Below are 24,381 nucleotides of genomic sequence, written 5' to 3'. Positions count from 1 at the left end.
TGGAGAGGATGCGATCGAAATTACTCTTCACGGGCCGTAGCCTCCGCGCTGATAGGGCCGGCGTACTCAGGCTTGAGTCGTCCATCCTGGTCCAGGAGCCAGGCATCCATGACTTGACGCACAACAGGTGCCGCGACGCCGGAACCGGACTCGCCGTTCTCGACCATCACCGACACCACGATTTTCGGGTTGTCGGCCGGCGCGAAGCCGACAAACAAGGCGTGGTCGCGATGCCGTTCCTGCACCTTGGAGCGGTCGTATTTCTCGCCTTGCTTGATCGCGACCACCTGGGCCGTACCACTTTTACCGGCAATCCGGTATTGCGAACCGATGGCAGCTTTGCGCGCCGTACCGCGAGCACCGTGCATTACTTGCTGCATGCCATGGTTGACCTTGGTCCAGTCGGACGGGTCGCGCAGGATGATGTCCGGCATCGGATTCTCATCCTTGGGCTTTTCGCCTTCGACAGTCTTGGCCAGGTGCGGACGGTTCCACACACCCTTGTTGGCCACCAGCGCCGTGGCTTGCGCCAGTTGCAGCGGCGTGGATTGCATGTAGCCCTGGCCGATCCCCAGAATCAGGGTTTCGCCCGGGAACCAGGCCTGACGCCGGGTAGCCCGCTTCCATTCGCGGGACGGCATCAAACCAGGGGATTCTTCGAACATGTCCAGCGAGACCTTCTGGCCGATGCCGAACTTGCCCAGGTAGGAAGACAAGCGGTCGATGCCCAGCTTGTGGGCCAGGTCATAGAAGTAGGTGTCGTTGGAACGCATGATCGCCGTGTCCAGGTCCACGTAGCCGTCGCCGGTACGGTTCCAGTTACGGTATTTGTGATCGTAGTTGGGCAGCATGTAGTAGCCGGGGTCGAAGACCCGGGTCGAGGCCGTCACCACACCGGAATCCAGACCGGCAATCGCCACCGCAGGCTTGATCGTCGAGCCCGGCGGATACAGACCGCGAAGCACCCGGTTGAACAATGGCCGGTCGATGGAATCGCGCAACTCGGCGTAGGCCTTGAAGCTGATGCCGGTGACGAACAGGTTCGGGTCGAAACTCGGCTGGCTGACCATGGCCAGGACTTCGCCGGTGTTCGGGTCCAGCGCGACGACCGCACCACGTCGACCGCCGAGTGCCAACTCGGCAGCTTCCTGCAATTTGATGTCCAGGCTCAGGACGATGTCCTTGCCGGGAATCGGATCGGTGCGCTTGAGCACGCGCAAGACGCGGCCCCGAGCGTTGGTCTCGACTTCTTCGTAACCCACTTGGCCGTGCAGCTCGGGCTCGTAGAAGCGCTCGATACCGGTCTTGCCAATTTGATGAGTACCGCTGTAACCGACCGGGTCCAGCGTCTTGAGCTCTTTCTCGTTGATCCGGCCCATGTAACCCACGGAATGCGCAAAGTGCGCGCCCTGCGGGTAATGCCGCACCAACTGCGCGACCACTTCCACACCCGGCAGCCGGAACTGATTCACCGCGATCCGGGCGATCTGCTCTTCGGTCAGCTCGAACAGAATCGGCACCGGCTCGAATGGCCGACGCCCCTGCTTCATGCGTTTCTCGAAGATCCCCCGGTCCTCGGGCGTCAGCTCCAGCACCTGGACGATCACGTCGAGCACTTGCTGCCAGTCGCCGGAGCGTTCACGGGTCATGCTCAGGCTAAAGCTGGGCCGGTTATCGGCCACCACCACGCCATTACGGTCGAAGATCAACCCGCGAGTCGGCGGAATCGGCTGTACGTGGACGCGGTTGTTTTCCGACAGGGTCGAGTGGTACTCGTACTGAATCACCTGGAGGAAATACAGCCGCGCGATCAGCACGCAGATCAGTGTCACCACCGCAATTGCCCCGAACACGACGCGGCCACGCACCAGACGGGCGTCTTTTTCGTGGTCCTTGATGCGGATCGGCTGGGACATGAGGGCAGAACTACTTGTGGTAAGGGTGGCCGGACAGGACTGTCCAGGCACGATACAACTGTTCGCCGATCAGAATCCGCACCAGCGGGTGCGGCAACGTCAACGGCGATAACGACCAACGCTGATCAGCCCGGGCACACACTTCCGGCGCCAGCCCTTCGGGGCCGCCGACCATGAAATTCACCGTGCGCGAGTCCAGCCGCCAGCGATCGAGTTCGACCGCCAACTGCTCGGTGCTCCAGGGCTTGCCGTGGACTTCGAGGGTGACAACCCGCTCGTTCGGCCCGACCTTGGCCAGCATGGCTTCGCCTTCCTGACGGATGAAGCGCGCCACGTCGGCGTTCTTGCCACGGGTATTGAGCGGTATTTCCACCAGTTCCAGCGCCAGCTCGGACGGAAGGCGCTTGGCATATTCATGCCAGCCTTCTTCCACCCATTTGGGCATGCGTGAACCGACGGCGATCAGTCGCAGTCGCACAGCGGTCCCTTATTGCTGGTCTTTGTTGAGCTTGATGAAATGCTCGTGGGTGTTTTCCGGGCTGTGGTGAGCCGCGTTCAGGGCACGGCTCTGTTCAGCGCCGGACCACAGACGCTCGAGGTCGTAAAACTGACGAGCAGACGCGGTCATCATGTGCACGATCACGTCGTCCATATCCAGCAGAACCCAGTCGCTGTCGCCCTTGCCTTCTTCACCCAATGGCTTGACGCCCAGGGCTTTGACGGCTTCGCGGACCTTGTCCAGCATCGCGCCGATCTGGCGGTTCGATGTACCAGTGGCGATGATCATGTAGTCAGTGATGCTCTGCTTTTCGCGAACGTCGATGACCTGAATGTCCTGGCCCTTTACGTCTTCCAGGGCGGCTACGGCAACCTTGACCAGCTCATCACCCTTCAGGGGCTCGGTGGTGAGAACCGGCTCAGGCAGCGGGGCGCTCTTGAACGTGCCTTTGCGCTTTACTTTAGTTACGTCTTTGTTCGTCATATAAAACTCGTTTTGCTCGTATGTTCGGGCGCTTCAATACACGTCATTCGTGCCTGGAAGCGTGCCCTCTTTTCAGTTCGACGCACGGTAAAGACCGTGCGCATCGATGTAGGCCAGGACCGCGTCGGGCACCAGGAAACGTACCGACTTACCGCTGGCCAGCAGTTGACGGATCTGGGTGGCGGATACCGCGAGCGGTGTCTGCCAGACGAATGCAATCTGTCCGCTCGGCCCTTTGAGGGCCAGCGGGTCGCTCACCGAGCGTGCCGCCAACAGATTGCGCAAGGCATCCGGCGGTTCGCTGTCGGCATCCGGGCGTTGCAGCACCAGGATGTGGCAATGCTGGAGCAACTCTTCCCAGCGGTGCCAAGTGGGCAGGCCGCAAAATGCGTCCCAGCCCAAAAGTAGAAAAACCTGGGTATCCGCGGCCATTTCGGCACGCATCAATTCCAGGGTATCGATAGTGTAGGACGGTTTGTCCCGCTGCAATTCGCGGGCGTCCACCACCAACGGCGCCACACCGGCCACCGCGCACTCGACCATCGCCAGACGGTCCTGCGCCGAGACCTGCGGCGTGTCCCGATGAGGCGGCCTGGCACTGGGTGTCAGTCGCAGCTCATCGAGGCCTAAGGACTCGGCCACTTCCAGTGCACCGCGCAAATGGCCGATGTGCACCGGGTCGAACGTTCCGCCCAGCACGCCAATGCGTCGAGGCTCAGCCTCGCCGGCAGTGACCGGGGCTGACGGGTCGAGGTCGCCCAAGTCAGACCGACTCCTGTCCGCGCAACTGGCCGTCACCGACCACGATGTACTTCTCGCAGGTCAGACCTTCGAGGCCCACCGGGCCGCGGGCGTGCAGCTTATCAGTAGAAATGCCAATCTCGGCACCCAATCCGTATTCAAAGCCATCGGCAAAGCACGTCGGCGTGTTGATCATCACCGACGACGAGTCGACTTCAGCCACAAAACGCCGGGTGTCGGCCAGGTTTTCGCTGACGATCGAATCGGTGTGGTGGGAGCCGTATCGGTTGATGTGCTCGATGGCCTGGTCCAGCCCGTCGACCACGCGGATCGACAGAATCGGCGCCAGGTATTCGGTGCTCCAGTCGTCTTCAGTGGCCGCAACGGCCTCGATGATCGACCGGGTGCGTTCGCAGCCGCGCAGTTCAACGCCTTTTTCGCGGAACTGTGCAGCCATCGATGGCAGGAAATCTTTGGCAACGCTTTGATCCACCAGCAGCGTTTCCATCGCGCCGCAGATGCCATAACGGTAGGTCTTGGCGTTGAAGGCAATGCGCTGGGCTTTCGGCAGATCGGCGTGCTCACTCACGTAGACGTGGCAGATGCCGTCCAGGTGCTTGATCACCGGCACACGAGCATCGCGGCTGACTCGCTCGATCAGGCCTTTGCCACCGCGCGGCACGATCACGTCGACGTATTCAGGCATGGTGATCAGCGCGCCGACGGCGGCACGGTCGGTGGTTTCGACCACTTGCACCACAGCGGCCGGCAGATCGGCCTCGGCCAGACCGCGCTGGATGCAGGCGGCAATGGCACGGTTGGAATGAATCGCTTCGGAACCGCCACGCAGGATGGTCGCGTTACCCGACTTCAGGCACAGGCTGGCGGCATCAATGGTTACGTTCGGCCGGGATTCGTAGATGATCCCGATCACGCCCAACGGCACGCGCATCTTGCCGACCTGAATGCCGGACGGGCGAAAGCTCATGTCGCGGATCGCGCCGACCGGGTCCGGCAGGGCTGCAACCTGGCGCAGACCGACAATCATGCCGTCGATACGCGCCGGGGTCAGCGCCAGACGTTCCAGCAAGGCCGGTTCAAGACCATTGGCCCGACCAGCGGCCAGATCCAGTTCATTGGCAGCCGTCAACTCGCCGCGGGCGGCGTCCAGCGCATTGGCAGCAGCCTGCAAGGCGCGGTTTTTCTGCGCGGTGCTGGCACGGCCGATGATGCGCGACGCTTCACGGGCAGCGCGACCCAGGCGGGTCATATAGTCGAGGACGGACTCAGTCATTGTCTGAAGTGGTCTTTTGCTGGATTTTGGAAAAGAGTAAAGCGGCAGATTATAGCTGTCGCGTCCCGGGACTAACAGCGGTGACGGGCGGATGGTCGAAATGGAGGGCAATTTGCCGACGTTCAGCCGTGATTAAGCTGCAAATTGTTATCATCACCGCTCAATCAGCCCTGATAAACGCCGTTCATCATGTCCAACCTGACTGTTCGCGCCTCCCTTCCGGCCCTGCCCACGGCGCTGCCGGACGCTTTTTTTGACCGCGACGCGCAAATTCTGGCCCGCGAGTTACTGGGCAAAGTCATCCGTCACCGGGTCGGCGACCTGTGGCTCAGCGCCCGGATCATCGAGACCGAAGCCTATTACTGCGAAGAAAAAGGCAGTCACGCGTCCCTCGGCTACACAGAAAAGCGTAAGGCTTTGTTTCTGGATGGCGGCCACATCTATATGTATTACGCACGGGGCGGCGATTCCCTGAATTTTAGCGCCCAAGGGCCGGGCAACGCCGTGCTGATCAAATCCGCCTATCCGTGGGTCGATGAATTGAGCGGGCCGGCGAGTCTGGCGCAGATGCTGCTGAACAACCCTGACGCACAAGGCCGCCCTCGCCCCTCGCAAAAACTCTGCGCCGGCCAGACGCTGCTGTGCAAGTCACTGGGATTGAAGGTGCCCGTCTGGGACGCCAAACGCTTTGATCATGAAGTGTTGCTGGTACAAGACATCGGCCCGGCACCCGGCCACATCATTCAAACCACGCGCCTGGGCATTCCCCATGGGCGTGACGAACACCTGATGTACCGCTTCGTCGATGCGGCTTATGCGCCTTACTGCACGCGGAACCCGCTACGTCGGGGGCGGGTCGAAGGTCGCGATTATTTTTTGCTTCCCTGACTAACAGCAGGACCATTGTGGGAGCGGGCTTGCTCGCGAAGGCGGTGTGTCAGGCGATATTGATGTCGACTGACACGGCCTTTTCGCGAGCAAGCCCGCTCCCACAGGGGATCCGCAGTGTTTTGAAGATTGAGTTTTCCCTTATTGGATGGAGTTGTAGGTATGGGCCCATGGCTCGATAGCATCACCGGCTGGTTGACGGTCAATCCGCAGTGGCTGGCTGCCGCTGTGTTCATCGTGGCTTGCGTTGAATGCCTGGCGATTGCCGGGTTGATCGTGCCGGGCACCGTTTTGCTGTTTGCGGTGGCGGTGCTGGCCGGCAGCGGTGCCCTGTCGCTGGGTGAAACACTGCTGCTGGGGTTTCTCGGTGGCTTGCTGGGTGACGTGGTTTCCTACTTCCTGGGACGACATTTCCACCAGAACATCCGGCGCTTGCCCGGCTTGCGCCATCACCCGGAATGGATTGCCGGGGCCGAGTCTTACTTTCAGCGCTACGGTATCGCCAGCCTCCTGGTAGGACGCTTCATCGGCCCATTGCGGCCAATGCTGCCGATGGTCGCAGGGATGTTCGACATGCCCTTCCCGCGCTTCGCCGCCGTTAGCCTGCTGGCCGCCGCCGGCTGGAGCATCGCGTACTTGCTGCCGGGCTGGGCCACGGGGGCGGCGATTCGCTTGCCGTTGCCGGAAGGCTTCTGGCCGGAAGCCGGGATCGTCGCCGGCAGCATCGCGGTGATGATCGGCTTGAGCGTCACCAGCAGCTTGCGTCGTCATCGTCACGCCACGGCGTATATTGCCGGCCTGGGCCTGGTGATTCTGTTGGGGCTGTTTATTGGCTATCCGCACCTGACGGCCCTTGATCAGGGCTTGATGACGCTGGTGCAGGAACACCGCAGCCCGATGCTCGATGAAGTGGCCGTGACGTTCACGCTGATTGGTGAATTCCGCAACATGCTGGTATTCAGCGCCCTGCTGACCGGGTTGCTGTTGCTCACCCGGCAATGGCGCCAGGCGATTTTCGCCGGTGGCGCGCTGCTGTTCACCGCGCTCGGCAACACCGTGACCAAGCACTTCTTCGCCCGCTTGCGCCCGGAAATATTGAGCGATCCGCTGACCAGTTACAGCATGCCCAGCGGGCACGCATCGGGCTCTTTTGCGCTGTTCCTGGCACTCGCGGTTCTCGCCGGACGTGGACAGCCACCGCGTATGCGCCTGACCTGGCTGCTGCTGGGCTGCTTGCCGGCGCTGGCGATTGCGTTGTCGCGGGTGTATCTGGGGGCGCACTGGCCAACGGATGTACTGGCGGGCGCGATGCTGGCGGCGGGCGTCTGTGCAGCTAGCCTGTGGCTGAGTCAGCGCCAGACGCCGCTCAATCCGATGCCACCCAGGGTCTGGTGGTTGGTGCTGCCGTCATTGCTGGTGTTGTTTGCCTTCTTTGCACTGCGGCATTTGCCCCATGCGATGTTGCGTTACGCGTATTGAAGAACAAAAGATCGCAGCCTGCGGCAGCTCCTACAGGTCGTACGTCGATCCGGTGTAGGAGCTGCCGCAGGCTTCGATCTTTTAGCGTTCACGCAAACAACTCGCCCTGCAACTCATCCAGCAACGCCTGAATCGCATCCAGCCGTTGCTGCGGGTCGTCGAGTTGCAGCAGGTCGATCTTGTCCACCTCGGCGAACGGCAGCAGGTACGCCAATTGATTGGCCAATGACTGTTGCCCGGTCGCTTCGGTGCCCATGTTCAGCGCCTCGACCATCGGGTGCTCGGCCAAGGCCTTGAGCAACGCGACGAGGTCGGCATCCTCTTCCTGCAACGGTTGTTCAGGTTCATCTTCAAGCCACTCGACGTCGGCAATGGTCAGGTGATCGCGCTGCACTTGCGAGCGCAAGACGTGGAAACGCCGCCCGCCCTGCACCCGAATCCCCAGCAAGCCGTTGTCCTGCTGCTTGAAGTCAGTGATCAACGCTTCGCAGCCCACCAGCGCATAACCCGCCGGGGCGATGCCGACCTCTTCGCCGTCAAGAATGCACACCACGCCGAAGCCGCTGCCTTGTTTCATGCAACGACTGATCATGTCCAGATAGCGCGCCTCGAAAATCTGCAAGTCGAGGATGCAACCGGGGAACAGCACCGTGTTCAGCGGAAAAAGCGGCAAGCTCATAGACATTTCCTTACACCACCATCGACACGGCCAACGGCAGGAACACCGCCGTCGCCACGCCCATCAGACTCATCGCCAGCGCTGCAAAGGCGCCGCACTCTTCACTTTCCTGCAACGCCACCGACGTGCCGACCGCATGAGCGGTCATCCCCAGGGCCATGCCACGCGCCTCGGGGCTGTGGACACCGAGTCGGGTCAACAGACTCGGGCCGAAAATCGCACCGATCACGCCGGTAATCAACACGAACACCGCCGCCAACGCCGCGACGCCACCGATCTGCTCGGCCACCAGCATGGCAATCGGCGAGGTCACGGATTTGGGCGCCATGGTCATCAGGATCATGTGTTCGGCACCGAACCACCAGCCCAGCAACACGCCCATGCCCGTGGCGACCACGCCGCCTATCACCAGCGTAGTAAATATCGGCCAGAATAACTGCCGAATCCGTCGCAGGTTCAAGTACAGCGGCACAGCCAAGGCAACGGTAGCCGGTCCCAGCAGAATGCTGAGGATCTCGGTGCTCTTGCGATACTCGGCGTAGGTCAGGCCGCAGGTCAGCAGCACGCCGATCACCAGCACCATCGACACCAGCACCGGTTGCAGGAAGATCCAGCGGGTTTTCTCGAACGCCGCGAGCACCAGTTGATAGGCGCCCAGCGTAATGCCGATGCCAAACAGCGGATGGTGAATCACCGAATCCAGTGCGCCATGCCAATCGAGGATCATTGGCCGTCTCCGCGATGGGCATGGCGCTTGACCAGGCGCTGCATCAACACCCCAACGAAGGCCATGGACAACAGCAGCGACAGCACCAGCGCACCGGAGATCGCCCAGAAGTCCGCGGCAATATCCTTGGCGTAAACCATCACGCCCACTGCCGGTGGCACCAGCAGCAACGGCAGGTAGCGCAGCAAACTGCTGGCGGCCAGGTTCAGCGGCTCACCGACTTCGCCACGACAAATCAGAAACACCAGCAACAGTAGCAGGCCGACAATCGGCCCCGGCAGCACCGGTAAAAACAGGTGGTTGATGGCTGTGCCCAGCAATTGGAACAGCACCAGCCAGGTCAGGCCACGTAACAACATCCAGCATCTCCCACGCTTTTCCCCACCAAGAAGGGGGCCGGGCATTATAAGCATGCCGACGCTATACACCGGCATTCGCCAAAAGCATGGTCAGTTGACCGGAGCAATTTGCCATGTTGATCTAAAGTGGTAACCCGGGAGGTCAAATCCCCCCACCTCAAAACTATAAAACCGATGAACCCAAGGAGAGTCTCAATGCCCTATGTTCCCGTTGCAGAGCTCAAAGATTATGTCGGCAAGGAACTTGGACGTTCCGAATGGCTCACCATCGACCAGGAGCGCATCAACCTGTTCGCCGAAGCCACCGGGGATTATCAGTTCATTCATGTCGACCCGGTCAAAGCCGCGCAAACGCCATTTGGCAGCACCATCGCCCACGGTTTCCTGTCGCTGTCGCTGATCCCCAAACTGATGGAAGACATCCTGATCCTGCCGGAAGGCGTGAAGATGGTGGTCAACTATGGCCTGGACAGCGTTCGTTTCATCCAGCCAGTGAAAGTCAACTCACGGGTCAGGCTCAAGGTCGACATGAACGAAGTCACCGAGAAAAAACCTGGTCAGTGGCTGCTCAAAGCCACCGCAACGCTGGAGATAGAAGGCTCGGACAAACCGGCGTACATCGCTGAACCGTTGTCCCTCTGTTTCGTGTAAACCATCCCGAATGCGAAGCAGCGCACGCTGTTTCGCGACCTTCTCTATATATGCGACGCATAGCTGCGGCATACTCGGTCGCCTAACTGTCCGGATCCCGCTATGCGCTCACTTGTACCTCTTGCTTTGACCCTGTTGCTCACCGCTTGCGGCGATGGCGAATCGCTGTTGTCCCCTGACGCCCGCCTGCCGGACGGTGGACGCTATCGAGGGGATCTGGTCAACGGGTTGTTGCAGGGCCAGGGCCGCATCGACTACCCGAACGGCAGTTGGTACGCCGGGCAGTTCGACAAGGGTCAATGGCATGGCCAGGGCGAATGGCACGGCAGCAATGGCGAGGTCTATCGCGGGCAATTCCAGCAAGGGCTGTTTGACGGCCAGGGCTCGCTGACCACTAACGGCAGCAGCTACACCGGCGGTTTCAAACTCGGCCGGCGCGACGGTGAAGGCACCCTCAAAGAAAACGGCATGACCTACCGCGGTGAATTCAAGGCTGATCAATACTCCGGGCTCGGTCGTCTTGAACTTGAAGACGGCAGCTCGTACCAAGGCCAATTCGCCCACGGCAAACCCAATGGCGAAGGCCAGCGCGGCGACGCCAGCGGCAATCAGTTCAGCGGCCATTTCGTCAACGGTCAGTTGGAAGGCAACGGCACCTTCAACAGCGCCGACGGCGATATCTACGTCGGTGGCTTCAAGGACAACCAGCTCAGCGGCAAGGGCCGCTATGAGAACGCCGATGGCGATGTCTGGATCGGTCAGTTCAAGGAAGGCGTGCTCAATGGCAAAGGTGAGCTGATCGGCACCGACGGCAGCCATTACATCGGCCAGTTCAGCGACTGGCGCTTCACTGGCCCGGGCCGTTTGAACCTGGCCGACGGCAGTTTCTATGTCGGCGGGTTCGACAGCGACAGCTATGCGGGCCGCGGCACCCTGGTGCTGACCGATGGCACGGTGCTCAGCGGTACCTGGATCAACGGCCAGCGCGTGCGCGATGCTGATGGCAAATTACTGCCCGACACCCTTGAACTCGGTTTGCTGGCCCAGGGCCGCTTGCTCGACGAAGCACTGGCCAGCGTCCCCGCCTCGACCCCGGCGGTCGAGTTGTACACCCTGACCCTCGGTGGTGACGGCAAGCAGAGCGTGTTCCTGCGTGAGTCCGACTACGTCGCCAACATGCTCGCCAGCCGCTTCGGTGCCTTCGGCCAGATCCGCCTGGTCAACCATCGCGAGCACCTCGCCGACCGGCCAATGGCCACCCGGGAAAACCTGCGCCGTGCCGTCCAGACCCTGGCCGAACGCAGCGGACCGGAAGACTTGCTGTTCATCTACCTGACCAGCCACGGCACCAGCGAGCACGAACTGGTACTCGACCAACCACGCATGGAACTGGCCGATCTGCCGGCCGACGAATTGGCCGCAGTCCTCGCCCCGTTGAAAAATCGCGACAAGATTATTGTCATCTCTTCCTGCTATTCCGGTGGCTTCATCCCGGCACTGAAAGATGAGCGCACCCTGATCATGACCGCCTCGCGGGCGGACCGCGTGTCCTTCGGTTGCTCGGAAGAAGCCAACTTCACTTACTTCGGCGACGCGTTGTTCGCCCAGGCGCTGAACCAGACCGACGATCTGGAGCAGGCCTTCAAACTGGCCAAGGCCACCGTGGCCGAGCGCGAGCTGGCGGATAACTTCGAAGCCTCCGAGCCGCAGATATGGGCACCAAAAACCGTACTCGCCCACTGGCAACTTTTACGTAAGCAACAAGCTCGAAAAGCATTACAAAGTGCTGCTATCAGCAGCAAGGACGCCAAGAGCAACTAAGCTGAAGAGTATCAAGGGGGAAACACTATGTACTTGACGCCTCAGCATGTATTGCTTGCCGGAGCTACCGGATTAACCGGCGAACATTTGCTTGATCGCCTGCTCAATGAGCCAACGATTACGCGGGTATTGGCACCTTCACGCCGGCCGCTGGCCGAGCATCCCCATCTGGAAAATCCCGTCGGCGACCCCGCCGTGTTCCTGCCGCAGTTGAACGGTCGTGTCGACATCGCCTACTGCTGCCTCGGCACCACGATCAAACAGGCCGGCTCCGAGCAGGCGTTTCGCGCGGTGGACCTGGACATGGTGGTGGCCTTCGCCAAGCGCGCGCGGGAAATGGGCGCGCGGCACCTGATTGTGATCAGTGCCTTGGGGGCCGATCGCAGATCCTCGATTTTCTACAACAAGGTCAAAGGCGAGATGGAACATGCATTGCGCGCACAGAATTGGCCGCAACTGACCATTTGCCGACCTTCACTGCTGCTGGGCGAACGCCTTGAGCCGCGTATGGCCGAACAACTGGCCGGGCCATTGTCGCGCTTGATCCCGGGCAAATATCGCGGCATCGAAGCCTGCCAACTGGCCCGCGCCATGTGGCGGCTGGCGCTGGAAGAGCAGGATGGGGTGCGGGTGGTTGAGTCGGATGAGTTGCGTAAGTTAGGCAAATAACTGTGGCGAGGGGGCTTGCCCCCGTTCGGCTGCGCAGCAGTCGTAAATCCTGTGCACGCGGTGTGTCTGGTAAATCGAGGTGCCTGGCTTGGGGCCTGCTTCGCAGCCCAACGGGGGCAAGCCCCCTCGCCACAGGAATCCCCTACAACCCGCCCGTCGCCTGAAAACTCACGCCGATCACCGTCAACACCGACAACGGCAACAACAACGTGTCGAGCAACGCGCTGGCCGGCAGGTCTACACCGGGGTAACTCGGGGCTTCAGCGCCGAAATGATCCTTGGCACAGCAACCGCCATTCATCGCGTACAAATCCAGCCGAGTCCCCGAATACACCACCGGCGCGCCAGGCTTGGCTGCATCGAGGGTGCGCGCCGTGGCGCAGCCGGCCAGTTGCAAGGCCAGCAGAACCATCAGTAGTTTATTCATCGCTGCTCAAATGATGCTCGCCCCAACGCGGCAGCATGTCCTGTGGGATGTTCAGCAGATTGAGGATCCGCGCCACGACGAAGTCGATCAGGTCGTCGATGGTCTGTGGCTGGTGATAGAAACCCGGCGAGGCCGGCAGAATCGTCACGCCCATGTTCGACAACTTGAGCATGTGCTCCAGATGAATGCTCGAATACGGTGCCTCGCGCGGCACCAGAATCAACTGGCGGCGCTCCTTCAAGGTGACATCGGCGGCCCGCTCGATCAGGTTATTGCAAGCCCCGGTCGCGATGGCCGACAAGGTCCCGGTCGAACACGGCACCACCACCATCGCCGCTGGCGCGCCGGAACCCGAAGCCACCGGCGACATCCAGTCTTCCTTGCCATACACCTTGATTTGCCCGGCGGCGGCACCGGTGTATTCGGTGAGGAAGGCCTGCATGGTTTGCGGTTTCGGCGGCAGCGTCACGTCCGTCTCGGTGGCCATCACCAGTTGCGCGGCTTTGGAGATCAGGAAGTGCACCTCACGGTCTTCGCGAATCAGGCAGTCCAGCAGGCGCAAACCGTACTGGGCGCCAGAAGCGCCGGTCATGGCCAGCGTGATGCGTTCCGGGCCGTTGTTCATTGCAGCGCCTCGGCGAGTTTGCCGTGCAGGCCGCCGAAGCCGCCATTGCTCATGATCACCACGTGTGTGCCGGGCTGGGCCTGACTTTTCACGCGTTCGATGATGCCTTCGAGGGAGTCGCTGACAATCGACGGCACGGTGCACAGCGCCGCCGTGCCAGCCAGATCCCAGCCGAGGTTGGCTGGTGCGTACCAGATCACCTGATCGGCATCGACCACACTTTCCGGCAAACCATCACGGTGCGCACCGAGCTTCATGGAGTTGGAGCGCGGCTCGATGATCGCGATCAATGGCGCGTCGCCAATCTTCTTGCGCAGACCGTCGAGGGTGGTGGCGATGGCGGTCGGATGATGAGCGAAGTCGTCGTAGATGGTGATACCACGGACTTCCGCGACTTTCTCCATGCGGCGCTTCACGCTTTTGAACGCGCTCAACGCTGCAATGCCCATCGACGGCACCACGCCGACGTGGCGCGCGGCCGCCAGGGTAGCCAAGGCGTTAGCGACGTTGTGCTGACCAGTCATGTCCCACTCGACCACGCCTTGGGCGACGCCTTCGAACATCACTTCGAACTTGGAACCGTCTTCGCTCAGCAACTTTACCTGCCACTGACCGCCAGCGCCGGTGGTTTGCACCGGAGTCCAGCAGCCCATTTCAATCACGCGCTGCAAGGCTGGCTCGGTGGTCGGATGGATCACCAGGCCTTCGCTCGGAATGGTGCGCACCAAATGATGGAACTGCCGCTCGATGGCTGCAAGATCAGGGAAGATGTCGGCGTGATCGAACTCAAGATTGTTCAGAATCGCCGTGCGTGGGCGGTAGTGAACGAACTTGGACCGCTTGTCGAAGAAGGCGCTGTCGTATTCGTCGGCTTCGATCACGAAGAACGGTGTGCCGCCCAGACGAGCGGACACCGAGAAATTCTGCGGCACGCCGCCGATCAGGAAACCCGGGCTCATGCCCGCGTGTTCCAGCACCCAGGCAAGCATGCTGCTGGTGGTGGTTTTGCCATGGGTGCCAGCAACGGCCAGCACCCAGCGACCTTGCAGCACGTGATCCGCCAGCCATTGCGGGCCGGAAACGTAAGGCAGGCCTTTGTTCAGGACGTACTCGACGGCCGGATTGCCACGGGACATGGCGTTGCCGATCACCACCAGGTCGGGGGCCGGGTCGAGCTGCGCCGGGTCGTAACCCTGGGTCAACTGAATGCCCTGCGCCTCAAGCTGAGTGCTCATCGGCGGATAGACGTTGGCATCGGAGCCCGTCACGTGATGGCCCAGCTCTTTGGCCAGAACCGCCATCGAACCCATGAAAGTGCCGCAGATACCAAGAATATGAATGTGCATAGTCGACCTCGTAAAACATGGCCGCAGGTTAGCGTAGGGTGGGGAAAATCGCACTCTTTAGGTGATGGGCCGATTGAGGGTGAGGTTTGGGATTTGGGGGTTGATTCTCGATCGACCCCTCAGCCCAGCCCTCTCCCCACGGGGGAGAGGGAGCTAACCGAGTTGCTCTGTCGAACTACATCGACCTGAAAGTCCAGAGTCGAACTCAGGTTCTGAAAAGCCCCCGATTGGCTCCCTTTCCCCTCTCCCCTCTGGGGAGAGGGTTAGGGTGAGGGGTGGATTTAAGGCCTACCGCTCAATCCCATGTTTACGCAGCTTGCGATAAAGGGTGTTACGGCTGACACCTAGCTGCTCAGCCGTATGGGTCATATGCCAGCGCTGCTGCTCCAGCGCATTGAGCAACGCCAAGCGCTCGGCATCATCGAGCGGGAATTCGGAAGGCTCTTCCACCGCCGCCGCAACCACCGGCCGCGCCTGACGAATCATCGCCGGCAAATCCTCCAGCCCAACCCGCCCGCCATCACACAACGCCGCCAAGGTGCGCAGCACATTGCGTAACTGCCGCACATTCCCCGGCCAGGCAAAACCCAACAAGGCCTGACGCGCCGGTTCGTCGATCAGCACCGTTTCCCCGCCCGCCTCTTCCTCCAGCAGGAAATCGAGCAACTGGGATTTATCGGTGCGATCACGTAACGCAGGCAACGCGACTTCCAGGCCATTGAGCCGGTAATACAAATCCTCGCGGAAGCTGCCGTCCTGCACCCGGTCCAGCAGATTCCGGTGGGTGGCGCTGATAATCCGGACGTTGACCGACTCCGGCTCCCCACCAATCGGCACCACCTGACGATCTTCCAGCACCCGCAACAACCGGGTCTGCAAGGCCAGAGGCATGTCGCCGATCTCGTCGAGGAACAACGTGCCGCCATCCGCCTGTTGCAGTTTGCCGCGCATACCCTCCTTGCGCGCACCAGTGAAACTGCCGCCGCGATAGCCGAACAGTTCGCTTTCGATCAGGCTTTCCGGGATGGCTGCGCAGTTGAGGGCGACAAAAGACTTTTCCGACCGTTGACTGGCCTGGTGTACAGCTTTGGCGAAAGCCTCTTTACCGGACCCGGTTTCGCCATTGATCAACAGCGGCACATCCCGCTCGAACACACGCAGGGCCTTGCGAAAATCCTCCTGCAACGCGGTATCGCCCAGGCAAATGCCGGACAGGCGCGGGCGCTCGGTAATCACCGGACTTTGCACCACCGGCACTGGAATACTGCGCGGCTGGCCACGTAACAGAGCAAACAGGCTGCGCCCGTCACGGGTGCGCAGTGGCCAACTGGCGCTGGCATTCACGCTGGCGCGGCCGAGTAACTCATCCAGCGAGCAATCAAAAAACGCTTCCACCGGTTTGCCCAGCAAGCCGCCGCGAATATGCCCCAGCAGGTTCAGCGCACTCTGGTTGACCGCGCTGATCCGCCCTTCACCATCGAACGCCAGCAGCCCTTCGCTGAACAGCCCGACGGATTCCGCCTGAAGGTGAAAACGCAGCAGCCATTGATTATCGAAGTAACGCAGGAAATAGCAGCTCTCGATCATCTTCGCCGACAGATTGACCAGGGCCATGGTGTGGAATTGGCTCTGCCGCGAGACTTCATGGCGAGCCGAGGATACGTCGAGCACCGCCAGCAGTTCGCCATGCGGGTCGAACACCGGACTCGCCGAACAGGTCAGGCCGGTGTGGCGGCCGCGAAAGTGTTCATCTTGGTGGATGGTCAGGGCCTGGCGCTCCACCAGGCAGGTGCCGATGCCGTTAGTGCCTTCGCAGGCTTCACTCCAGTCAGCCCCGAGCCAGAGCCCGGCGCGCTCGAAAATCTTCCGTTCGGCGGGAGCCGTGACGCAATTTAGGATCACCCCACGGGCGTCGGTCAGGAGCACCGCGTGGCCGGCGCCGGAGAGTTGCTGGTGCAGGCTGGTCATTTCGTTGCCGGCGATGTGCAGCACTTGTTGCAGGCGCTCGCGGCTTTCCAGCACGCGGCCATGTTCCAGCACCGTCGGCGCCATGGTCAGGGCCGGGTCGAGGTGATAGTCCTCAAGACAACGCAGCCAGGAGCGGGCAATCGACGGATCGCTGCCAGGGCCATGCAGGTGCGATTTGCCCTGGGTAACGGTCAGGACTTGCTGGGCATGGCGACTCAAATGGTTGTCGTGCATTTCTTATTATTCTCCTCGAGCCGCTCACACCTCCCACGTAGGAGCTGTCGAGTGAAACGAGGCTGCGATCTTTTGATCTTGTTTCTCAAAAAGCAAAATCAAAAGATCGCAGCCTCGTTTCACTCGACAGCTCCTACAGGGGTTATGCAACAGCCATCAAAGGTGTGCAGCCCAATGACGTAGTCATATGAACACGGAGCATCCTCCACGTCAGCGCGCTTTGCAATGCTGGCAAGACCGCCCAGTCACACGCTGTGCCACAAGCGGTACAAACTGTCACCCAAGCTGTACCGAAACCGTCACAGACAACCTCCGCTTGTCCGACAAAAACCGCGCAAGGCCTTGATTTGCCTGCCCTGCAAGGCAGTGGCCCAACCTTTGCTCTACGCTTATAGCAAGCGCTCATGCGCGTCTCTCTTATAAGTACAACAAGCCAAGGAGAAATCACCATGCGTTACGCTCACCCCGGTACTGAAGGCGCTATCGTTTCGTTCAAGAGCAAATACGGTAACTACATCGGCGGCGAGTTCGTCGCGCCTGTTAAAGGTCAGTACTTCACCAATACTTCGCCAGTGAATGGCCAACCGATTGCCGAATTCCCACGCTCCACGGCCGAAGATATCGACAAAGCCCTGGACGCTGCCCACGCCGCTGCCGATGCCTGGGGCGCCACGTCCGCCCAGGCGCGCTCGCTGGTGCTGCTGAAAATCGCCGACCGCATCGAGCAGAACCTGGAACTCTTGGCAATCACCGAATCCTGGGACAACGGCAAAGCCGTTCGCGAAACCCTCAACGCCGACATCCCGCTGGCAGCGGACCACTTCCGCTACTTCGCCGGTTGCATTCGCGCCCAGGAAGGCAGCGCTGCCGAAATCGACGGCAACACCGTTGCCTATCACATCCATGAACCGCTGGGCGTGGTCGGGCAGATCATCCCGTGGAACTTCCCGATCCTGATGGCCGCCTGGAAACTCGCCCCGGCCCTGGCCGCCGGTAACTGCGTGGTGCTCAAGCCTGCCGAGCAAACCCCGCTGGGCATCACCGTGCTGATGGAACTGATCGGCGACCTGCTGCCACCCGGCGTACTCAACGTTGTGCAAGGGTTCGGCAAAGAAGCCGGCGAAGCTCTGGCCACCAGCAAGCGCATCGCCAAGATCGCCTTCACTGGCTCGACTCCGGTCGGCTCGCACATCATGCATGCCGCCGCTGAAAACATTATTCCGTCGACCGTGGAGCTGGGTGGCAAGTCGCCGAACATCTTCTTCGCCGACATCATGCAAGCCGAAGAAACCTTCATCGAAAAAGCCGCCGAAGGCCTGGTGCTGGCGTTCTTCAACCAGGGCGAAGTCTGCACCTGCCCATCCCGCGCGCTGGTGCAGGAATCGATCTACGACGACTTCATGAAAGTGGTGATGAAGAAAGTCCTGTCGATCAAACGTGGCGACCCGCTGGACACCGACACCATGGTTGGCGCCCAAGCGTCCGAGCAGCAATTCGACAAAATCCTTTCGTACCTGGAAATCGCCAAGGGCGAAGGCGCCGAGCTGCTGACCGGCGGCAAGGTGGAAAAACTCGAGGGCAACCTGGCGACCGGGTATTACATCCAGCCGACCCTGCTCAAGGGCACCAACAAAATGCGTGTGTTCCAGGAAGAAATCTTTGGCCCGGTGGTGAGCATCACCACGTTCAAGGACGAAGCCGAAGCCCTGGCCATCGCCAACGACACCGAGTTCGGCCTCGGTGCCGGCCTCTGGACCCGCGACATCAACCGCGCCTACCGCATGGGCCGCGCCATCAAGGCCGGTCGTGTGTGGACCAACTGCTATCACCTGTACCCGGCGCACGCCGCGTTCGGTGGTTACAAAAAGTCCGGCGTCGGGCGTGAAACTCACAAGATGATGCTCGATCACTATCAGCAGACCAAAAACCTGCTGGTGAGCTACGACATCAATCCGTTGGGCTTCTTCTAAAAACCGGGGGCGATGCAGGTGTTTCTGTGTCGTCCCTTCCACCGCTTTCGCGAGCAAGCCCGCTCCCACATTGAATTTGTGATGAATTCACATAGGCGGGCCAACACGAGTCCAATGTGGGAGCGGGCTTGCTCGCGAAGGAGTCCTCAACAACACACCCAAACATCGCCCTGCCCCTCTGGCACGGGCTTTGCGTGCCCGCTGTAACCGCAATACCCGAAAGTCCACCGATCAAACAATAAAAAACAGAGAGGACTTATGACTTCTACAACACAGCTCAAACCCACACTCGGCACCCTGCATTTATGGGGCATTGCCGTCGGCCTGGTGATTTCCGGCGAGTACTTCGGCTGGAGTTACGGCTGGGGCACCGCAGGCACGCTGGGTTTTCTCGTCACCGCGTTAATGGTGGCGACGATGTACACCTGCTTCATCTTCAGTTTTACCGAACTGACCACCGCGATTCCCCACGCGGGCGGGCCGTTTGCCTACAGTCGGCGGGCGTTTGGCGAAAAGGGCGGATTGATCGCCGGCATCGCCACCCTGATCGAATTCGTCTTTGCGCCACCGGCGATTGCCATGGCCATCGGCGCCTATCTCAACGTGCAGTACCCGGAACTGGACCCGAAGATTGCGGCGGTCGGCGCCTACTTCGTGTTCATGACCCTGAACATTCTCGGCGTCAGCATTGCGGCGACCTTTGAACTGGTGGTCACCGTACTGGCAGTTGCCGAATTGCTGGTGTTCATGGGCGTGGTGGCGCCAGGCTTCAGCTTCAGCAATTTCGTGCTCAACGGCTGGTCGGGCTCCAACGAGTTCACCATGGCCTCGATCCCGGGGATTTTTGCGGCTATCCCGTTTGCGATCTGGTTTTTCCTGGCCATTGAAGGCGCGGCCATGGCGGCCGAGGAAGCCAAAGACCCGAAACGCACGATTCCCAAGGCCTACGTCAGCGGCATTCTGACCCTGGTGTTCCTGGCTATCGGCGTGATGGTGATGGCCGGCGGCGTTGGCGACTGGCGTCAACTGTCGAACATCAACGATCCGCTGCCCCAGGCAATGAAAGCCGTGGTTGGCAACAATTCGAGCTGGATGCACATGCTGGTGTGGATCGGCCTGTTTGGTCTGGTGGCGAGCTTCCACGGGATCATCCTTGGCTACTCGCGGCAGTTCTTCGCCCTGGCGCGCGCCGGTTACCTGCCTAAAGGCCTGGCCAAGCTTTCGCGTTTCCAGACCCCGCACCGGGCGATCCTGGCGGGTGGCGTGATCGGCATCGCAGCGATCTACAGCGATGGCCTGGTCAATCTGCAAGGCATGACCCTGACGGCGGCGATGATCACCATGTCGGTGTTCGGCGCCATTGTGATGTACATCATCAGCATGCTGAGCCTGTTCAAACTGCGCAAAACCGAGCCGAACCTGGAACGCACCTTCCGCGCGCCAGGCTATCCGATCGTGCCGGGGATCGCGCTGTTTCTGGCGGTGGTGTGCCTGATCGCGATGGCGTGGTTCAACACGGTGATTGGCCTGGTATTCCTGGGCTTCATGGTTGCCGGTTACCTGTATTTCCAACTGACCGCCAAGCAACGCCTTGCTGCACCGGCGGACGCTATGCTGACAGGTGTCTGAGTTGCACCGGCGCCGGGCTCGTTGCCCTATTTGAGAGCACCCCGTTCCGTAGGAGCGAGGCTTGCCCGCGAAGAACGATGACGCGGTTAATCTATCGGACCGCGTTATCGTTCTTCGCGGGCAAGCCTCGCTCCTACGGGTCACACTTAATCAGGAGGACCCCGTCCCATGGCCGCATTTGCCCATTCCGTCGGCGCCCAGACCTACCGCTTCGAGAGCCTCAAGGAAGTCATGGCCAAGGCCAGCCCGGCGCGCTCCGGGGACTTTCTGGCCGGCGTCGCCGCACTCAACGACGGCGAGCGCGTGGCCGCGCAAATGGCCCTGGCCGACATCCCGCTGACTCACTTCCTTCAGGAAGTACTGATTCCTTATGAGTCCGATGAAGTCACCCGACTGATCATCGACACTCATGACAAACAAGCTTTCGCCGTGGTCAGCCACCTGACCGTCGGTGGTTTTCGCGACTGGCTACTCAGCGACGCGGCAGACGAGCAGAGCCTGCGCGCCCTCGCCCCCGGCCTGACCCCGGAAATGGCCGCCGCCGTGTCGAAGATCATGCGCGTGCAGGACCTTGTACTGGTGGCGCAGAAAATCCGCGTGGTCACCCAATTCCGCGGCACCATGGGCTTGCGTGGACGCCTATCTACGCGCCTGCAACCTAATCACCCGACCGACGAACCGGCCGGCATCGCCGCGAGCATTCTCGACGGTCTGCTATACGGCAACGGCGACGCGATGATCGGCATCAACCCAGCCACCGACAGCATTGCGTCGATCTGCGCGATGCTGGAAATGCTCGATGCGATCATCCAGCGCTACGAGATTCCTACACAAGCTTGCGTTTTAACCCACGTAACAACGTCTATCGAAGCGGTCAATCGCGGGGTTCCGCTGGACCTGGTATTCCAGTCGATCGCCGGCACCGAGGCGGCCAACGCCAGTTTCGGCATCAACCTGAACGTGTTGCAGGAAGGCTACGACGCCGGTTTGAGCCTGAACCGCGGCACCCTCGGCCAGAACCTGATGTATTTCGAAACCGGCCAGGGCAGCGCGTTGTCAGCCAACGCCCACCATGGCATCGATCAACAGACCTGCGAGACTCGGGCCTACGCCGTGGCGCGACATTTCAAACCGTTTTTGGTGAACACCGTCGTAGGATTTATCGGCCCGGAATACCTCTACAACGGCAAACAGATCATCCGCGCCGGCCTCGAAGACCACTTTTGCGGCAAGTTGCTGGGCGTGCCGATGGGCTGCGACATCTGCTACACCAACCACGCCGAAGCCGACCAGGACGACATGGACACCCTGCTGACCCTGCTGGGCGTGGCCGGGATCAACTTCATCATGGGCATCCCCGGCTCCGACGACATCATGCTCAACTACCAGACCACCTCGTTCCACGACGCCCTCTACGCCCGGCAAACCCTGGGGTTGAAACCGGCGCCGGAGTTCGAGCAGTGGTTGGCGAAGATGGGGATTTTCACTCAGGCGGACGGCAAGGTTCACTTTGGTAACAACCTGCCGCCGGCCTTCCGCCAGGCTTTGGCGCAACTGGGATGAGTGTTGATATGGATAAACCACCCGTCGATCCGCAGAACCCGTGGCTGGAGCTGCGCCGCCTGACCCCGGCGCGCATTGCCCTGGGCCGCACCGGCACCAGCCTGCCCACCAGCGCACAACTGGACTTCCAGTACGCCCACGCCCAGGCCCGGGACGCGGTGCATTTGCCGTTCGACCACGCCGGGCTCAGCGCGCAATTGGCCGAGCGCGGGCGCGAGAGTTTGCTGCTGCACAGCGCGGCGACGGACCGGAACAGTTATTTGCAGCGCCCGGATCTGGGGCGCAAGTTGAGTGATGCGTCGGCACAGACTCTGCGTGATTACGCTCTAGCCCACCCTGGTGGCGTGGATCTGGTCATCGTGGTTGCCGACGGCTTGTCGGCATTGGCCGTTCATCGCCATACCTTGCCATTTCTGACGCGACTGGAAGAACAGGCATCAGCGGATGGCTGGTCCGTGTCACCGGTGATTTTGGTGGAACAGGGCCGGGTAGCCGTGGCCGACGAGATCGGAGAGCTGCTGGGCGCGAAAATGGTGGTGATCCTGATTGGTGAACGCCCGGGACTCAGTTCTCCTGATAGCCTGGGTTTATATTTCACCTACAATCCTAAGATTGGCCTCACGGACGCTTATCGCAACTGCATTTCCAATGTCCGGCTCGAAGGCCTCAGTTACGGTATGGCGGCACATCGCTTGCTGTATCTGATGCGCGAGGCCTGTCGGAGGCAGTTGTCGGGGGTCAATCTGAAGGACGAAGCGCAGGTTCAGACACTGGAGTCGGACTCAGGTGCGGACATGAAGGGAAATTTCCTACTCAGTCCGCCGGATGCCTGAACCGTTTCCGCATTGCGTTTCTGAGTCGGTTTCAGGCAGGATCGAAGCACGGCCGCCAGGGGTTTCCCATCGCCGTCACGCACGTATGACAGCCACTTGAAGCGAGACCTACCATGCGGATTATTCAAGCGACCCTCGAACACCTGGACCTGCTAACCCCGTTGTTCGTCAAATATCGCGAGTTTTACGGCTCCCTGCCGTATCCGGACTCGTCCCGGGCGTTCCTCGAAAAACGCCTGCGTCGCAAGGAATCGGTGATCTACCTGGCCTTGTCCGATGACGACAGCAACAAACTGATGGGTTTCTGTCAGCTATACCCAAGCTTTTCATCGCTGTCGCTCAAGCGCGTGTGGATCCTCAACGACATCTACGTCGCCGAAGATGCCCGTCGCCAACTGGTCGCCGACAACCTGATTCGCACCGCGAAGAAAATGGCCAAGGAAACCAACGCCGTGCGCATGCGCGTTTCCACCAGCAGCAACAACGAAGTAGCGCAGAAGACTTACGAGTCGATCGGGTTCAAGGAAGACACCGAATTCAAGAACTACGTGCTGCCGATTAGCGACGAGTTATAACAACATCGCGCCGGGCGAGCTTTTGTGGCGAGGGAGCTTGCTCCCGCTCGGCTGCGCAGCAGTCGTAACCCGACCAACAAGATTCTCCTGACACACTGTAAATGCAGGCTTTGGGAGTGCTTCGCCCTCCAGCGGGAGCAAGCTCCCTCGCCACAGGGATTTGTATACAGCCTGTCGGACTCTGATTATCCGCGACATCCCCCGCTACAATCTCGACGCGCTTTTCACTATTCACCCCGTATAATCCCGAGCTTCCCGGCTTGTAAGAAAAACTACGCCCTCTTGTAGCCTTACACGAAGTCATACGCACAGGTCTGCTGAGTCGGACCGTCACCACAGGTGCCCCACATGGATTTCAACCCAGTAGACCTTATCCTGCATCTCGACGTGTACCTCGACCTGCTGGTGAACAATTACGGTCCATGGATCTACGCCATCCTGTTTCTGGTGATCTTCTGCGAAACCGGTCTGGTAGTGATGCCCTTCCTGCCAGGTGACTCCCTGCTCTTCATCGCCGGTGCCGTCGCAGCCGGTGGCGGCATGGACCCGGTGCTGCTGGGCGGCCTGCTGATGCTGGCGGCGATCCTGGGTGACAGCACCAACTACGTGATCGGACGAACGGCGGGCGAAAAGCTCTTCAGCAACCCGAACTCGAAGATCTTCCGCCGCGATTACCTGCAACAAACCCACGATTTCTATGACAAGCACGGTGGCAAAACCGTGACCATGGCGCGCTTCCTGCCGATCATTCGGACCTTTGCCCCGTTCGTCGCCGGCATCGCCCGGATGCCTTACCCGCGTTTCTTCTTCTTTAGCGTGCTCGGCACCATCCTGTGGGTCGGCGGCCTGGTGACCCTCGGTTACTTCTTCGGCAACGTACCGTTCATCAAGAAAAACCTGTCATTGCTGGTGGTGGGCATCATCCTGCTGTCGTTGGTACCTATGATCATCGGCGTCGTGCGCAGCCGCTTCGGCGGTTCGAGCTCCAAAGCCGAAACCCGCTGA

The 24,381-nt window shown here is 60.7% G+C and carries 23 protein-coding genes; 11 read left to right on the top strand and 12 right to left on the bottom strand.

The genetic code is table 11. From position 1 onward, the window contains the following. Positions 1–20: 20 nt before the first annotated feature. The 5 genes from mrdA to ACWIKB_RS18785 form a co-directional block, all read right to left on the bottom strand. Positions 21–1,916, bottom strand: coding sequence for a penicillin-binding protein 2 (mrdA, locus tag ACWIKB_RS18805; RefSeq protein WP_475268758.1), 1,896 nt, complete (start codon positions 1,914–1,916; stop codon positions 21–23). Between the two features lie 10 nt (positions 1,917–1,926). Further along, entirely contained in the window at positions 1,927–2,394 is a 468-nt protein-coding gene (gene rlmH / locus ACWIKB_RS18800) for a 23S rRNA (pseudouridine(1915)-N(3))-methyltransferase RlmH (RefSeq protein WP_007937439.1), read from the bottom strand. A 9-nt stretch (positions 2,395–2,403) separates the two neighbouring features. Next, a complete protein-coding gene (rsfS, locus tag ACWIKB_RS18795; protein WP_131063098.1) occupies positions 2,404–2,898 on the bottom strand; it encodes a ribosome silencing factor in 495 nt (164 codons plus the stop codon). A gap of 72 nt (positions 2,899–2,970) precedes the next feature. Then, positions 2,971–3,660 carry a nicotinate-nucleotide adenylyltransferase gene (nadD, locus tag ACWIKB_RS18790; protein ID WP_475268756.1) on the bottom strand — a complete coding sequence of 230 codons (690 nt, stop codon included), beginning with the start codon at positions 3,658–3,660 and terminating at the stop codon, positions 2,971–2,973. Position 3,661: 1 nt separating this feature from the next. Further along, entirely contained in the window at positions 3,662–4,933 is a 1,272-nt protein-coding gene (locus tag ACWIKB_RS18785; RefSeq protein WP_475268754.1) for a glutamate-5-semialdehyde dehydrogenase, read from the bottom strand. Positions 4,934–5,122: 189 nt separating this feature from the next. Here ACWIKB_RS18785 and ACWIKB_RS18780 point away from each other — a divergent pair, with 189 nt between their 5' ends. Continuing rightward, positions 5,123–5,821, top strand: a complete 699-nt coding sequence (locus tag ACWIKB_RS18780) for a DNA-3-methyladenine glycosylase (RefSeq protein ID WP_475268753.1) — start codon at positions 5,123–5,125, stop codon at positions 5,819–5,821. Between the two features lie 162 nt (positions 5,822–5,983). Continuing rightward, positions 5,984–7,300, top strand: a complete 1,317-nt coding sequence (locus tag ACWIKB_RS18775) for a bifunctional DedA family/phosphatase PAP2 family protein (protein WP_475268752.1) — start codon at positions 5,984–5,986, stop codon at positions 7,298–7,300. A gap of 88 nt (positions 7,301–7,388) precedes the next feature. Here ACWIKB_RS18775 and ACWIKB_RS18770 read toward each other — a convergent pair whose 3' ends face one another. The 3 genes from ACWIKB_RS18770 to ACWIKB_RS18760 are packed head-to-tail and all read right to left on the bottom strand — an operon-like array spanning position 7,389 to position 9,065. Continuing rightward, positions 7,389–7,979, bottom strand: coding sequence for an LON peptidase substrate-binding domain-containing protein (locus ACWIKB_RS18770; protein WP_475268751.1), 591 nt, complete (start codon positions 7,977–7,979; stop codon positions 7,389–7,391). A 10-nt stretch (positions 7,980–7,989) separates the two neighbouring features. Continuing rightward, positions 7,990–8,706, bottom strand: a complete 717-nt coding sequence (locus ACWIKB_RS18765) for an LrgB family protein (RefSeq protein WP_475268750.1) — start codon at positions 8,704–8,706, stop codon at positions 7,990–7,992. Beyond that, positions 8,703–9,065 (bottom strand): CidA/LrgA family protein, encoded by a 363-nt coding sequence (locus ACWIKB_RS18760; RefSeq protein ID WP_475268748.1) that lies wholly within the window; start codon positions 9,063–9,065, stop codon positions 8,703–8,705. The genes ACWIKB_RS18765 and ACWIKB_RS18760 overlap by 4 nt, the downstream gene beginning before the upstream one ends. Positions 9,066–9,260: 195 nt before the next feature. Here ACWIKB_RS18760 and ACWIKB_RS18755 point away from each other — a divergent pair, with 195 nt between their 5' ends. The 3 genes from ACWIKB_RS18755 to ACWIKB_RS18745 all read left to right on the top strand — a co-directional run bounded on the left by ACWIKB_RS18755 (position 9,261) and on the right by ACWIKB_RS18745 (position 12,206). After that, a complete protein-coding gene (locus ACWIKB_RS18755; RefSeq protein ID WP_429529308.1) occupies positions 9,261–9,716 on the top strand; it encodes a MaoC family dehydratase in 456 nt (151 codons plus the stop codon). 102 nt (positions 9,717–9,818) lie between these two features. Continuing rightward, positions 9,819–11,537: a C13 family peptidase gene (locus ACWIKB_RS18750; protein WP_475268747.1), complete on the top strand. Its 1,719-nt coding sequence runs from the start codon at positions 9,819–9,821 to the stop codon at positions 11,535–11,537. Positions 11,538–11,564: 27 nt separating this feature from the next. Then, entirely contained in the window at positions 11,565–12,206 is a 642-nt protein-coding gene (locus ACWIKB_RS18745) for an oxidoreductase (protein ID WP_475268746.1), read from the top strand. A gap of 142 nt (positions 12,207–12,348) precedes the next feature. Here ACWIKB_RS18745 and ACWIKB_RS18740 read toward each other — a convergent pair whose 3' ends face one another. The 4 genes from ACWIKB_RS18740 to ACWIKB_RS18725 form a co-directional block, all read right to left on the bottom strand. Further along, positions 12,349–12,633 carry a YceK/YidQ family lipoprotein gene (locus ACWIKB_RS18740; RefSeq protein ID WP_475268744.1) on the bottom strand — a complete coding sequence of 95 codons (285 nt, stop codon included), beginning with the start codon at positions 12,631–12,633 and terminating at the stop codon, positions 12,349–12,351. Continuing rightward, complete coding sequence (ubiX, locus tag ACWIKB_RS18735; protein WP_054052392.1) at positions 12,626–13,258, bottom strand: flavin prenyltransferase UbiX; 633 nt, start codon at positions 13,256–13,258, stop codon at positions 12,626–12,628. Before ubiX ends, ACWIKB_RS18740 begins: the two co-directional genes overlap by 8 nt. Continuing rightward, positions 13,255–14,604: a UDP-N-acetylmuramate:L-alanyl-gamma-D-glutamyl-meso-diaminopimelate ligase gene (mpl, locus tag ACWIKB_RS18730; RefSeq protein ID WP_475268741.1), complete on the bottom strand. Its 1,350-nt coding sequence runs from the start codon at positions 14,602–14,604 to the stop codon at positions 13,255–13,257. The genes ubiX and mpl overlap by 4 nt, the downstream gene beginning before the upstream one ends. Before the next feature lie 288 nt (positions 14,605–14,892). Next, positions 14,893–16,806, bottom strand: a complete 1,914-nt coding sequence (locus ACWIKB_RS18725; protein ID WP_475268739.1) for a sigma-54-dependent Fis family transcriptional regulator — start codon at positions 16,804–16,806, stop codon at positions 14,893–14,895. A gap of 449 nt (positions 16,807–17,255) precedes the next feature. On the opposite strand from ACWIKB_RS18725, the gene exaC reads away from it, so the two are divergent. The 6 genes from exaC to ACWIKB_RS18695 all read left to right on the top strand — a co-directional run bounded on the left by exaC (position 17,256) and on the right by ACWIKB_RS18695 (position 24,381). After that, complete coding sequence (gene exaC, locus ACWIKB_RS18720) at positions 17,256–18,776, top strand: acetaldehyde dehydrogenase ExaC (protein ID WP_054052388.1); 1,521 nt, start codon at positions 17,256–17,258, stop codon at positions 18,774–18,776. Between the two features lie 258 nt (positions 18,777–19,034). Further along, entirely contained in the window at positions 19,035–20,405 is a 1,371-nt protein-coding gene (gene eat / locus ACWIKB_RS18715) for an ethanolamine permease (protein WP_475268736.1), read from the top strand. A gap of 168 nt (positions 20,406–20,573) precedes the next feature. After that, on the top strand, positions 20,574–21,968 hold the full coding sequence (locus ACWIKB_RS18710; protein ID WP_475268734.1) for an ethanolamine ammonia-lyase subunit EutB: 1,395 nt from the start codon (positions 20,574–20,576) through the stop codon (positions 21,966–21,968). Positions 21,969–21,976: 8 nt separating this feature from the next. Next, positions 21,977–22,801 (top strand): ethanolamine ammonia-lyase subunit EutC, encoded by an 825-nt coding sequence (gene eutC / locus ACWIKB_RS18705; protein ID WP_475268732.1) that lies wholly within the window; start codon positions 21,977–21,979, stop codon positions 22,799–22,801. Positions 22,802–22,914: 113 nt separating this feature from the next. After that, positions 22,915–23,376: a GNAT family N-acetyltransferase gene (locus tag ACWIKB_RS18700; RefSeq protein ID WP_007990572.1), complete on the top strand. Its 462-nt coding sequence runs from the start codon at positions 22,915–22,917 to the stop codon at positions 23,374–23,376. 348 nt (positions 23,377–23,724) lie between these two features. Further along, positions 23,725–24,381: a DedA family protein gene (locus ACWIKB_RS18695; RefSeq protein ID WP_475268730.1), complete on the top strand. Its 657-nt coding sequence runs from the start codon at positions 23,725–23,727 to the stop codon at positions 24,379–24,381.

Source organism: Pseudomonas sp. 5Vm1k (assembly GCF_056161485.1).
Note: the sequence above shows the minus strand (reverse complement) of the source record. Positions and strands in the feature narration are given on the sequence as shown.